This window comes from Aerococcus sp. L_32 (assembly GCF_050689315.1).
In genome coordinates this window covers 1-13523 of record NZ_JBOEQF010000003.1, presented here as the reverse complement: position 1 = coordinate 13523, position 13523 = coordinate 1, and the positions used below count along the sequence as shown (strand labels likewise).

Annotated in this window: 12 protein-coding genes and 3 pseudogenes; all 15 read left to right on the top strand. The window is 38.2% G+C overall.

Annotated elements, in window-relative coordinates; genetic code table 11:
• Nucleotides 1–2 precede the first annotated feature (2 nt).
• The 15 genes and pseudogenes from ACRCJ0_RS00490 (at nucleotide 3) to ACRCJ0_RS00420 (ending at nucleotide 13007) form a co-directional block, all read left to right on the top strand.
• Entirely contained in the window at nucleotides 3–920 is a 918-nt protein-coding gene (locus ACRCJ0_RS00490; RefSeq protein ID WP_024399348.1) for an aminoglycoside phosphotransferase family protein, read from the top strand.
• Between the two features lie 490 nt (nucleotides 921–1410).
• Nucleotides 1411–2770, top strand: a pseudogene (locus tag ACRCJ0_RS00485) (IS4 family transposase).
• A 1-nt stretch (nucleotide 2771) separates the two neighbouring features.
• A pseudogene (locus ACRCJ0_RS00480) lies at nucleotides 2772–3134 on the top strand (class I SAM-dependent methyltransferase); the annotation flags it as partial.
• A gap of 32 nt (nucleotides 3135–3166) precedes the next feature.
• Complete coding sequence (ant(6), locus tag ACRCJ0_RS00475; RefSeq protein WP_431389137.1) at nucleotides 3167–4030, top strand: aminoglycoside 6-adenylyltransferase; 864 nt, start codon at nucleotides 3167–3169, stop codon at nucleotides 4028–4030.
• 43 nt (nucleotides 4031–4073) lie between these two features.
• Nucleotides 4074–4601: a phosphoribosyltransferase family protein gene (locus tag ACRCJ0_RS00470; RefSeq protein ID WP_002294507.1), complete on the top strand. Its 528-nt coding sequence runs from the start codon at nucleotides 4074–4076 to the stop codon at nucleotides 4599–4601.
• Between the two features lie 131 nt (nucleotides 4602–4732).
• Nucleotides 4733–5521, top strand: a complete 789-nt coding sequence (gene ant(9) / locus ACRCJ0_RS00465) for an aminoglycoside nucleotidyltransferase ANT(9) (RefSeq protein ID WP_027622104.1) — start codon at nucleotides 4733–4735, stop codon at nucleotides 5519–5521.
• A gap of 243 nt (nucleotides 5522–5764) precedes the next feature.
• Nucleotides 5765–6211, top strand: coding sequence for an aminoglycoside 6'-N-acetyltransferase AAC(6')-E526 (locus ACRCJ0_RS00460; protein ID WP_128470137.1), 447 nt, complete (start codon nucleotides 5765–5767; stop codon nucleotides 6209–6211).
• 295 nt (nucleotides 6212–6506) lie between these two features.
• Nucleotides 6507–7001, top strand: coding sequence for a nucleotidyltransferase domain-containing protein (locus tag ACRCJ0_RS00455; RefSeq protein ID WP_128470136.1), 495 nt, complete (start codon nucleotides 6507–6509; stop codon nucleotides 6999–7001).
• Nucleotides 7002–7139: 138 nt separating this feature from the next.
• On the top strand, nucleotides 7140–8018 hold the full coding sequence (locus ACRCJ0_RS00450) for an AraC family transcriptional regulator (RefSeq protein WP_128470135.1): 879 nt from the start codon (nucleotides 7140–7142) through the stop codon (nucleotides 8016–8018).
• A 497-nt stretch (nucleotides 8019–8515) separates the two neighbouring features.
• Nucleotides 8516–8728: pseudogene (locus ACRCJ0_RS00445) on the top strand (SAM-dependent DNA methyltransferase); the annotation flags it as partial.
• A 13-nt stretch (nucleotides 8729–8741) separates the two neighbouring features.
• Nucleotides 8742–8918 (top strand): hypothetical protein, encoded by a 177-nt coding sequence (locus ACRCJ0_RS00440; RefSeq protein WP_274729996.1) that lies wholly within the window; start codon nucleotides 8742–8744, stop codon nucleotides 8916–8918.
• A gap of 78 nt (nucleotides 8919–8996) precedes the next feature.
• Entirely contained in the window at nucleotides 8997–9191 is a 195-nt protein-coding gene (locus tag ACRCJ0_RS00435; protein WP_311878814.1) for a hypothetical protein, read from the top strand.
• A 384-nt stretch (nucleotides 9192–9575) separates the two neighbouring features.
• The gene (gene mef(A) / locus ACRCJ0_RS00430; protein WP_311878831.1) at nucleotides 9576–10793 is read left to right on the top strand and encodes a macrolide efflux MFS transporter Mef(A); all 1218 of its coding nucleotides are present in this window, start codon (nucleotides 9576–9578) and stop codon (nucleotides 10791–10793) included.
• 120 nt (nucleotides 10794–10913) lie between these two features.
• Nucleotides 10914–12377, top strand: coding sequence for an ABC-F type ribosomal protection protein Msr(D) (gene msr(D) / locus ACRCJ0_RS00425; protein WP_311878832.1), 1464 nt, complete (start codon nucleotides 10914–10916; stop codon nucleotides 12375–12377).
• Between the two features lie 111 nt (nucleotides 12378–12488).
• Entirely contained in the window at nucleotides 12489–13007 is a 519-nt protein-coding gene (locus ACRCJ0_RS00420; protein WP_311878833.1) for a GrpB family protein, read from the top strand.
• Nucleotides 13008–13523: the final 516 nt, after the last annotated feature.

Genomic DNA, 13523 nt, shown 5'->3' with positions numbered 1-13523 from the left:
CCATGAATCTTTTTAAAGAAGAAATCGGAAACTGGCAAGATTGGAGCAATGTCTCTCAATCATTATTTGCTTTTTCTGCTCTTACTAATTTCATATTCCAAAAAGAAAACCTGCCACTCGCGAAACTCGAAAACCTGCCACCGGCAACGAATGCTGTTTTCAAATCTGGTGATTTTGTTATAAAAATATATGTTCCGCGTGAGGGAGGAATGGATCCGGCAACGGAAATACAGACAGAATTGTTTTCCATGCAGCGAGCAAATCAGCTCGGAATTCATTCCCCTAAACTGATAGCACATGGTTTTGTGGAGGATAAATATCGTTTTGTTTACATGATAATGGAATATGTTCATGGGACCGCATTCGGCGAAGCCGTAAAAAGCATGGCACACATTGAAAAATCTGAAGCAGCAAAGCAACTTTGCAAACTCACGAATATAATGAACACCTCTTGCCCACGGTTCAATGACATTGATATCTTTGCCGATGAAGATCGTTCTGAAAGGTGGAGTATATATCCCGATTCCTTTAGGTCGGAAAGACTTATTTACATCACTTCTCACGATTACGGCGAGAAAGTATATGTCCACGGCGATCTAAACAGCAACAACGTCATCATTACCGATGACGGTAAACTTTGTATTATTGACTTTGCAGATGCCGTTCTTGCGCCGAAGGTTTACGAGGATGCGTATATTGCAGCCGAACTGTTCAAATTTGATTCTGTACTGCTACGTGGTTATTTCAGTGATTATTCTGAAGAAGAGCTTGTTGGAATCATCACGGATGGTCTGCTAATCCACGATTTCGGTGGAGATGTTGTCAGAAAATACCTCGGTAAACCAGAGGAGTTCCACTGTATTAATGATCTACGAAAACGGATATATGAAAAGCTGACAAACGAACCGTCAGGCCAGTAAAAATCCGTGCGGCAATCATTGATGTGCGTCGGTTTGTATGACATTGTATCAGTTCCATTACTCAGGTGAGTAGGACAGCATCGCCACAAACCGGCACGCCTCCCAATATTATAAGGTTGTAATTCCGCATGGTCAAAACCCAATAACACGGTATGCACAAAAACTGTATTGATACTGTGCTCAATAGACTTAAAGCACTTTAGAAGGAACGGAATTTGAGGCAAACATTTTGGAAATCTTAACGTGAGCGCAGAACATCTTTCGGACAACACATGACAACATTGTCATGTGACAACCTTGTCATATAATTTGTTTTATGTTATATATTTTTAACTCAACTTTCGCACCTAGAAAATCAATGTAAAACCAGTTGTAGAACGGTCTTACGGTCTGTTGAATAGCCAGCTTGCCAAAATAGAAAAACACCACTTCGTTTGGTAAAGTGAGAGTGTCAAGCCATCACTACCAGACAGAAGAGGTGTCTTCCATCATGATAGACCATCAGCCCGATCTGAATCAACTGCCAAACGAATTAAAGCCTGCTTTTCAAGAACTGAAAGTGATGAAACATCTTCAACAAGCCGGATTCCGTAAGCGATTTGGCTTTAGCTGTGCTCGGCTATTCCAACTCGTCTTTGTCCTTCTGTTTCACCAGAAGAATTGGTTTCGACTGCTCGAGAGCAGCAAGGGCGACTCCTTTCCCGGCAAGGATGCCGTCTATCGTTTCCTCAACCATGCAGGCTTTGCCTGGCGTCGTTTTCTGACGTCGCTCAGCGTCGCGACGGTGCAGAAGGTCAGCGTGCTTACGTCGGCAGATCGGGGCACCGTCTTCATCGTCGACGATTCCATGTTCGAACGCAACCGCAGCAAAGCCGTTGAGTTGCTGGCCAGGTTCAAAGATCATGCCACCGGCGCTTATTACAAGGGATTTCGTATGCTCACCATGGGATGGTCCGACCGGCCATACCTTCCTGCCGCTGGACTTCGCGCTGATCAGTTCCGGCAAATCTGCCATTAACGGCATGAACGAGAAGATCGACAAACGGACGAACGGGTATAAGCGACGTCAAGAAGCACTCCTGTCGGCTCCGCAGGTGATTGTATCGATGTTGGATCGCGCGCTTGCCGCCGGAGCCACGGCCTCCTATGTCTTGATGGACAGTTGGTTCACGCACGCGCCCCTCATTGGCGAGATCGCCTCCCGCGGGCTCGACGTGATCGGCATGGTCAAGAACGACAATAAGCGTTTCCTTGTTCAAGGCCGGAAGCTGTCGCTCAAAGAACTATACACCGCAGCGTCTCCGGTGCAAAGCAAGAAACGAGGCATCCTTCGTTCGATTCGAACCGAGCTTGCCTCCGGCATACCGGTTCACGTGGTATTCGTCCGTCATCGCACGAAGAAGAACGAATGGCTCGCGGTGCTGACGACGGATCTTTCCCTCTCCGTGGAGGACGTGATCCGTATTTACGGGATCCGCTGGGACATCGAGGTCTTCTTCAAGTGCACCAAGTCGCTGCTTCGTTTGCAGAAGGAGTTTCAAGGCCGCTCCTATGATTTACTGATCAGCCATACGACGATTGTATTCTCCCGCTATATTTTGCTGGCCTGGCAGCATCGGCAAAGTACGGATGCTCGCTCGTTCGGCGGTCTGTTTTATGTGTTGTGCGACGAAGTTGGCACATTGGACTGGGCCATCGCCTTGCAGCAACTGCTCGATCTGATCAACGAAATCGCTACGAAAGCAGGAAAAAAGCTTTCGGCTCTGATTCAACGTCAACTCCAGCAATGGATTGCAACTTTACCCAGCTACATCAAGGCCTGTTTGCCCATTTCATGCTGCGAAAGTTGAGTTAGTAAAAAAGATATATAGAATACTGAAGTCTGGTGGTAAGCTAGTTTTTACGGTTGAACATCCTGTTTTTACTGCCTATGGAACACAAGACTGGCATTATAACGAAAAAGGAGAAATACTGCATTTTCCGGTGGATAATTATTATTATGAGGGCAAACGGACAGCTATGTTTTTGGAAGAAAAGGTTACAAAATATCATAGAACACTGACCACATATCTAAATACACTGCTTTCAAATAGTTTTATAATAAATCAGATTGTGGAGCCACAGCCGCCAGAGAACATGATGGATATTCCGGGGATGGCGGATGAAATGCGCCGTCCCATGATGCTGATTGTATCGGCAAAAAAGAAGATGTAATAATATAGAAAAAATAAACGAGGAGTATGTAAATGAGATCAGAAAAAGAAATGATGGATTTAGTACTTTCTTTAGCAGAACAGGATGAACGTATTCGAATTGTGACCCTTGAGGGGTCACGCGCAAATATTAATATACCTAAAGATGAATTTCAGGATTATGATATTACATATTTTGTAAGTGATATAGAACCGTTTATATCTAATGATGACTGGCTTAATCAATTTGGGAATATAATAATGATGCAAAAGCCGGAGGATATGGAATTATTCCCACCTGAAGAAAAGGGATTTTCCTATCTTATGCTATTTGATGATTACAATAAAATTGATCTTACCTTATTGCCCTTGGAAGAGTTAGATAATTACCTAAAGGGCGATAAATTAATAAAGGTTCTAATTGATAAAGATTGTAGAATTAAAAGGGACATAGTTCCGACTGATATAGATTATCATGTAAGAAAGCCAAGCGCAAGGGAGTATGATGATTGCTGCAATGAATTTTGGAATGTAACACCTTATGTTATTAAAGGATTGTGCCGCAAAGAGATACTGTTTGCAATCGATCATCTGAACCAGATTCTACGGTTTGAACTACTTAGGATGATGTCGTGGAAGGTTGGGATAAAGACAGAATTTTCATTAAGTGTTGGGAAAAAATATAAGTATATTAACAAATACATTGATGAAGATCTATGGAATAGATTATTATCTACATATCGCATGGATTCCTATGAAAATATTTGGAAGTCATTATTTATATGCCACCAATTGTTCAGGGAAGTGTCCAAAGAGGTAGCAGAACTACTGGGGTTTGATTATCCAGAGTATGGTAAGAACATAACAAGATATACCGAGGACATGTATAAAAAATATGTTGAAAATGACTATTTTTAAAGATTAGCAAAGATTATTAACCATAAGCAAGGGGTGTAAATGTATGGAAAGTACTGATGTTATAAATGAAATTAGAGGTATATTACCTCGTAACTCAATTGGAAAATATGATTTACTAACTATTTTTACACATAAAACCGTTTTTGATAAAATTGTAAAAGTACTATCATTGGATTTTCAAAATAAAGTAGATTATGTGGCTGCCCCAGAAGCAATTGGATGGATACTAGGCACTGCCATAGCCAAAGAACTTGGAGTGGGGTTTATTGGAGTAAGAAAAGGTGATAAGCTGCCATACGCAAAAGAAGAGATTATTTCGACACATTTTACCGACTATTCAGGTCAAGATAAAAGCTTTGAAATATCTAAGAGTTCTATTGTGAGGAACAAAAGAGTTTTGATTGTAGATGATTGGATAGAGACAGGTTCTCAAATGAAGGCTTTAATAGCTTTGTTAGAGAAATTGGATTGCAGCATTATTGGGTTGGCTACTATTGGGATTGATATAAATGAGGTTACTCAAAAATGGATAGACAGCAGTTTTGTAGCTTATATTGGCTCAAACATATAATAAACCGAAAGAAAATCTTGAATCAAAATTTTGGATGGCGTTAATTTACAATACAACGAAAGATGTTTACTCTTTTTTTATAAATTTTAAGAGGCGTTAAAAAACAGTTTTCAGACGAAAGGAGATCGAAGTTGAGTATAGATTTAAGTAACAAAAAAATTCCGAAAGAAGCAATTCAAGCATTAAAAACTATAGCGGAACTACTTGATAATATGTTAATTGGGGTGTATTTGTATGGTTCGGCAGTAATGGGTGGTTTACGTATGAATAGCGATGTAGATATTTTGGTAATAACAAATCAAAGTTTATCTGAAAAAACTCGAAGGAATCTTACAAATAGGTTAATGCTTATATCTGGGAAAATAGGAAACATAAAAGATATGAGGCCTCTTGAAGTTACGGTCATAAATCAAAAGGATATTGTCCCTTGGCATTTCCCCCCCAAATATGAATTTATGTATGGCGAGTGGCTAAGAGAGCAGTTTGAAAAGGGAGAAATTCCTGAGTCGACTTATGATCCGGATTTAGCAATACTTTTAGCACAACTAAGAAAAAATAGTATTAACCTTTTGGGACCAAAGGCAACAGAAGTAATTGAGCCTGTGCCAATGACAGATATTCGAAAAGCAATTAAAGAATCGTTGCCCGGGTTGATAACTAGCATTAAAGGTGACGAACGCAATGTGATTTTAACTTTAGCCAGAATGTGGGTGACAGCATCTACTGGTGAAATCAGATCAAAAGATCTGGCAGCTGAATGGGCAATACCTCAATTACCTTATGAGCATGCCATTTTACTTGACAAAGCAAGAAAGGCTTATCTAGGAGGGTATATTGATAAGTGGAAAGGAATGGATTCTGAGGTGACTGAACTCGTTAATAATATGAAGAAGTCTATAGAGTCTTCCCTTAATCTCTAAAAGGCTGGTGTTGAGAATTCCATTGATAGGTTCTCTCATACCGAAATTTCTTAAAATGGTCAAAAACCGCTGGATATGTTCCCGTCTACCGATAGTGCAAAAAGTGTCGTGGATATGTTTCCGAGAACGGACATACCCAAATGACATTCATTCTATCCTCTCAAGCCACATTGAGACGGTAGTATTGATGTCGAGGCTGTAATATAAGCTGTTTTATTTCTAAAAAAATAAGGAGAAAAACTTATGTTAAGAAAAGCAATAATATCCGATTTGAATACAATAACGCAATTAGCAATCCTTCTATGGCCGGATAATGAATTTGATGACCTAAGGCAGGAAATGAAAGAATTGATTTTAGATAAAGAGGCTGTATTTTTTTTGTATTTTGATAATGATATTCCTGTCGGGTTTGCACAATGCCAGCTTCGACATGATTATGTTGAAGGTACAGACAGCAGTCCGGTTGGCTATTTAGAAGGTGTTTTTGTAATGGAGAATTATCGAAATAAGGGTATTGCTACGCAATTGCTCCAACACTGTGAACTGTGGTCTAAAGAAAATGCTTGTACTGAGTTTGCCAGCGATTGTGAAATTAGCAATGCAGAAAGTTATGTTTTTCATATGAAATTCGGCTTTCAAGAAGCCAATCGTATCATTTGCTTTAAAAAGGATATCACACTACAAAGTTAGAAATCACTGGAAGACAAATCTACACAAAACACAAATGACTGTACTTTTTCTGTTTGAGGAAACAAGTCCATAAAGCCGCTTTTTGATAGTCATGTGGTCAGATTAGATGTCATAGCTCGGTGAGTGGTCGGGTTGGATGTCGGCGTTGGCAAGTGGTCGGGTTAGATGTCGGGGGTCGCGAGTGGTCAGGTTGGATGTTTTTTCGGAAACTTTTGAGGTTGTGTGGTCGGTTTGGATGTTGGCTAAAAAACATTGCTATTGTAACGATAAATTAGAATTTGAACGGAGAAGGTGCATGGTAAATAAAAAAGATGCCATTGAGATAATTTTATACGCCGAAGAAAATGGAATTGCCATTTGGTTAGATGGTGGCTGGGGCGTTGATGCTCTTTTAGAAGAAGAAACAAGGCTCCACAACGATATTGATTTATTTGTGGAAGAAAATAATAGTAAAAAGTTTATTGAAATAATAAAAGAAAAAGGTTTTGCGGAAGTTACAGAAGCATATACCACTACAAATCACACGATTTGGAAGGACGCTCAAGACAGGATAATTGATTTTCATATATTTAAATTCAACGAACAAGGATACATTGTTTTTGAAGGAGAAGCATATCCCCCAAAAGTGTTTAGTGGTATTGGGAAAATAGGCGATAAAATGGTTAGATGTATTGATGCTGAAAATCAAGTATTATTTCATCTGGGCTATGAGCATGATGAAAATGATATGCATGATGTAAAACTATTGTGCGAGAAATTTAATATTCCTGTTCCTAGTGAATACAAGTAACTGAAAAATTCCAATTTCTCTATCAATAGTTCAATAAATTAGAAAACTACATGAAAGAGAATCGACTAAACTGTACACAGAATGTCGGATGAGTAAACGCACCCTTTGATAATATTGATGATGAAAGGAGGTTGTTCAATGGATTCTTTGAGAAGTATGAATAATGCATTGGCATATATTGAAGAGCACTTAACAGAAGAAATTGATTATAGTGAAGTATCTAAAATTGCTTACTGTTCAGAGTATCATTTTAAGCGGATGTTTTCTTTCTTAGCAGGCATAAGTTTATCAGAGTATATTCGGAGAAGAAGACTGACATTGGCTGTACTAGATTTGAAAGATAGGGATTTGAGAATAATTGATGTAGCCGTCAAATATGGCTATAATTCGGCTGATTCATTTTCCCGTGCTTTTCATTCCCTGCATGGCATTCTCCCTTCTGAGGCAAGAAGTGAGAATACACAATTAAAAGCTTATCCTCGAATGACCTTTCAATTATCAATTAAAGGAGGATGCGAAATGAACTATCGTATTGTTGAAAAAGAGTCATTTAAGTTAGTAGGATTTAAGAAGAGAGTTCCAGTTATTTTTGAAGGTGTCAATCCAGAGATTGCAAAAATGACCGAACTTTTAACACCGGAGGTTATTAAACATTTAAAAGCAATTTCAGATATGGAACCAAGAGGTATCATTAGTGCTTCTACTAATTTTTCAGAAGGTAGAATGGAAGAGAAAGGAGAATTAGATCATTACATTGGAGTAGCAACATCAAGTAATGATACTGCAGATTTTGATGTATTAAAAATTGATGCTAGTACCTGGGCTGTATTTGAATCAATTGGACCATTTCCGGAAACACTTCAAAATGTGTGGGGTAGGATATACTCAGAGTGGTTTCCATCTTCAGGATATGAGGCAGCCCCAGGTCCTGAAATTTTGTGGAACGAGAGTCCAGATACCGGAAATCCAAAGTATCGAAGCGAAATCTGGATTCCAGTAAAGAAAAAAGACTATTAATTATATCAATGTTAATGGTTGAGGGTGCTCCTTAGTTAGAGTGCCCTTTTCTTTAACAGCGGTATAGAGAAAGTCGATATTTTCCCACAAACGAGAGCCAATATTGGATATGTTTCCATTTACGAGCGTGGATATTTTCCCAAGTTCGAGGGTGGGTAAAAATAGAACTAAAATGCCGTTTTGACAGCTATTAAGACCTCTCAAAACATGTTGAGACGGTAGTATTGCTGTCAAGGATAGAAAAGTAAAGGCGTAGAAACATGAGTAAATAAGGACTTTCCGTGATTTGAGATCTGGCTTTAAGCTGGAGGAGAATCACGGATTTTTTTATGTGGGAACTTATCCAAAACTAGCAAGGTTTAGGGTTGAGTGAATAGTGTTACTTTGAGGCTTGTGAGTTGATAGGATTGCTGGCAAAAATATAGTGAGTGGATAGGATTATTGTCAAAAAATTAGAGAACATTTACACTTTCTATTGACCGAATGTCAAGGGTTTCTGTAAGTCGGCCAAAATTGAAGAAATCAGAGAGCATGAATATGTCCTAACCCCAGGAAGATATGTAGGAATAGAAGATGTAGAAGATAATGGAATTCCATTCGATGAAAAGATCGAGAATATGACAGCTGAGCTGGCTGAACTCTTTGCTAAATCACGACACCTTGAAGATGAGATCAGAAAGAATCTTGGGGGTATTAGGTATGAGTTTTAGGGAGTGGAGTGAAGTGAAATTAGAAGAAATTAATGATATTGAAATGGGCCAATCTCCAAAATCAGAACTTTACAACCAAACAGGAGAAGGCTTACCGTTTCTGCAAGGCAACAGAACATTTGGAGATAAATATCCATACTTTGATACTTATTACACAGAAAATAAAAAAAAGCAAACACAAACGATGTAATGATGAGCGTTAGAGCTCCCTGTTGGTGATTTAAATATTGCCCAGACAAAAATAAGCCTCGGTAGAGGAGTTTGCGCAATGCGACTGAAAGGTGAACAGAATAGTAACTATCTGTTTTATCTGATGAAACACAATATTAAAGAGATGATAAATTGGGAAAGTGGAACAGTTTTTGGGTCAGTATATAAAAAAGATATATTGGGTTTAGAAGCAAAATTACCAATATACCACGTCGTCATAGCCTTCAAATCAGGTTTCGAAATGGAAGTATGAGATGCAATTGATTATTTTTGCATTGAACATATCGTTTTGTTGTGTTATTCTACAGCTTGATATAAATAAAGATGTAGGAGGAACCGAAACTATGACAGCATCAATACGTTTAAAATAAGCAGGCAATAAAAAAGGCAGAATCTATCCCAATGATAGGCTTTTTTGTTGTGCTTATTTATACGATATTGAGCATTCATTAGTTAAGGTGAGGATATAGGTTATTTAACTATACCTTTATTTAACGATGTCTTTAATATGAATGTTTCCAGATTGTATGTATGCAGACCAAAAGCCACATTGTGGATTTTGGCCTGCATTTTTTATTGCCTAGAATACTATTTAAAATAGAAATTTAAGCAAAAAAATATGTAGGAGATAATAGAAATGGAAAAATATATAAATTGGAAACTTAAGTTTTATACTATATGGGCAGGGCAGGCGGTATCTTTAATCACTAGTGCGATCCTGCAAATGGCGATAATTTTTTACCTCACAGAAAAAACAGGATCTGCGATGGTCTTGTCTATGGCTTCACTAGTAGGTTTCTTACCCTATGCGGTCTTTGGACCAGCCATTGGTGTATTAGTTGATCGTCATGATAGGAAGAAGATAATGATTGGGGCTGATTTAATTATAGCAACAGCTGGCGCAGTGCTCGCTATTGTTGCGTTGTATACGGAGTTATCTGTATGGATGGTTATGGTAGTATTGTTTATCCGTAGCATTGGAACGGCTTTTCATTCTCCGGCACTCAATGCGGTTACGCCGCTTTTAGTACCAGAAGAACAGCTTACGAAATGTGCAGGTTATAGTCAGTCTGTGCAGTCGATAAGCTATATTATTAGTCCGGCGGCGGCAGCATTGTTATATTCCGCTTGGAAATTAAATGCAATTATTGCGATCGATGTATTGGGCGCTGTGATTGCATCTATTACGGTAGCAAGTGTAAGTATTCCTAAGCTGGGTGATCAAGTACAACGTTTGAAACCAAATTTCTTAAGAGAAATGAAAGAAGGAATTGTCGCATTGAGACAAAACAAAGGCTTATTTGCCTTATTACTCTTAGGAACGCTATATACGCTTGTGTATATGCCAATTAATGCACTGTTTCCTTTAATTAATATGGAATACTTTAATGGAACACCTGTGCATATTTCCATTACCGAAATCGCTTTTGCATCTGGAATGCTAGTAGGCGGTCTACTATTAGGAAGATTGGGGAAATTTGAAAAGCGTATATTACTAATAACAGGTTCATTCTTTATAATGGGAGCCAGTTTAGCTGTTTCAGGATTACTTCCTCCAAGTAGATTTGTTATATTTGTAGCTTGCTGTGCAGTAATGGGGCTTTCAGTGCCATTTTATAGCGGTGTGCAAACAGCTCTTTTTCAGGAGAAGATTAAGCCTGAATATTTAGGACGTGTATTTTCTCTGACCGGAAGTATGATGTCATTTGCTATGCCAATTGGATTAATTCTTTCTGGATTCTTTGCTGATAGAGTTGGTGTAAATCATTGGTTTTTACTATCAGGTATTTTAATTATTGGCATTGCTATAGTTTGTCCAATGATAACAGAGATTAGAGAATTAGATTTAAAATAAAATAATAATGGAGGGATACTTATGTATCTTATTTTCATGTAATTCTTCCTGCTAAAATCGCAGGGTTTTCCCTGCGTACAAGCAAATGAAAGCATGCGATTATAGACAGGAGGAAATGTTATGGAATTAATATTAAAAGCAAAAGACATTCGTGTGGAATTCACAGGGCGAGATGTTTTGGATATAGATGAATTAGAAATATATGATTATGACCGTATTGGTTTAGTAGGAGCAAATGGCGTAGGGAAAAGTACTTTACTCAAGGTGCTTTTAGGGGAACTAACCCCAGCAGGATGTAAAATTAATCGTCCAGGTGAACTTGCCTATATTCCTCAGTTGGACGAGGGAAGTTTGCAGGAAGAAAAAGATTTTGCGCTTGTAGGTAAGCTCGGTGTTGAGCAATTAGATATACAGACTATGAGCGGTGGTGAAGAAACAAGACTTAAAATAGCACAGGCTTTATCAGCACAGATGCATGGTATTTTAGCGGATGAACCTACCAGTCATTTAGATCGTGAAGGAATTGATTTTCTAATTGGACAGCTAAAATATTTTACAGGTGCATTGTTAGTTATTAGCCATGACCGCTATTTTCTTGATGAAATAGTAGATAAAATATGGGAACTGAAAGATGGCAAAATCAACGAGTATTGGGGAAACTATTCTGATTATCTTCGTCAGAAAGAGGAAGAACGCAAGAGCCAAGGCGCACAATACGAACAATTTATTGCAGAACGTGCCCGATTGGAAAGGGCTGCGGAGGAAAAGCGAAAACAGGCTCGTAAAATAGAACAGAAGGCAAAAGGTTCTTCAAAGAAAAAAAGTACTGAAGGCGGAGGGCGTTTAGCTCATCAAAAATCAATAGGAAGTAAGGGAAAAAAGTTGCATAATGCCGCTAAATCCCTAGAGCACAGGATTGCAGCCTTAGGAAATGTAGAAGCTCCGGAAGACATTCGCAGAATTCGTTTCAGGCAAAGTAAAGCATTGGAGCTTCATAATCCATACCCTATAGTCGGTACGGAAATTAATAAAATATTTGGAGATAAGGCACTGTTTAAAGATGCATCTTTTCAAATTCCTCTAGGAGCAAAAGTAGCGCTAACTGGAGGTAATGGAACAGGAAAAACAACCTTAATCCAAATGATCTTAAATCATGAAGATGGAATTTCTATTTCACCTAAGGCCAAAATAGGATACTTTGCACAAAATGGTTACAAATACAACAGTAATCAAAAAGTCTTGGAATTCATGCAGGAGGATTGTGATTACAATGTTTCGGAAATTCGTTCTGTGTTAGCATCAATGGGAATTAAACAAAACGACATAGGAAAAAGCTTAGTTGTTTTAAGTGGTGGTGAAATTATGAAATTATTGCTAGCTAAAATGCTTATGGGTAGATATAACATCTTACTAATGGATGAACCCAGCAACTTCCTTGACATACCAAGCTTAGAGGCTTTGGAAATATTAATGAAGGAGTATGCTGGAACTATAGTGTTTATCACCCATGACAAACGGCTACTCGATAATGTGGCTGATGTGGTTTATGAAATTAGTGATAAGAAAATAAATCTGAAACATTAAATTTAAGGTAGTCGCTAGTCAGTATAGTCTGTTCTGGCTAGTGGCTTCATTATAAAGCTAGTTTCTAATGTTTTGAAATAAGATATGAATATCTGATTGGAGGGTTTAGAAATGTTAATACGGGTAGTTCCATACGACCCTTTTTGGGAAGCAGCATATGATAATGAAGCACAGAAAATAAGTAGTATTTTGAAGGACATATTGGTGGAGATTTACCATATTGGCAGTACAGCAGTTAAAGGTTTACATGCTAAACCAATCATAGATATAATGCCCGTAGTGACAAATATTAGTTTGGTTGATAAGCATAACAAAGAATTTGTAGCCATTGGATATGAGTGTATGGGTGAGTTTGGTATTAAAGGGCGGAGATATTTCCGTAAAGGTGGCGATAACAGGACACACCAAATTCATATTTTTGAGCAAAACAATCACATTGATATTACTAGGCACATAGCAGTAAGGGATTTTCTGCGTACACATCCTGACATCGCTTTAGAGTATGGCGAATTAAAGATGGAGTTGGCTTATCGATTCCCGGAGGATATTGAAGGCTACTGCGCCGGTAAGGATGCATTTGTAAAACAACTAGAAAAGGACGCTTTGCTATGGTATCAAGCTGTCTTATAGGGAAAAATTCAATACTTCTCTATTTTATATGTAAAATACTCCGAGAAAAAAAGCATGTGATCCATTCAGGTTTATTATCGACCATATTACCATATGAATGAAAATGGTTACTATATCAATCATGCAACAGACAGAAAATGAATAATCATTCTAATTATTAATCTAGATGAGCCACATGTAGGGTGTATAATAATTATTGCAAAAATGTTTGTCGATATGTTCCCACATACGGCAGTCAATCTTTGATATGTTTCCACAAATAAAAATCACTAAAAAAGGAACATGGTAATTTCCATTTGATAGCTATCCCCTCATCTCAAAACATGTTGAGACAGTGACACTACTTGAGAAGAAACGTTAGTTTCGCAGAAGTAGATCTCCTACCCATGCACGGATTTTCCAAGAAGGCAAGCAAAATGAGCAAGCTGAGTGGCTGAAACATTGTATGTTTAATAGTATAATTCATGAGGGAACAAAGCGACTTCATAAACGTTGGTTTAGAAAGCATATGAGTCG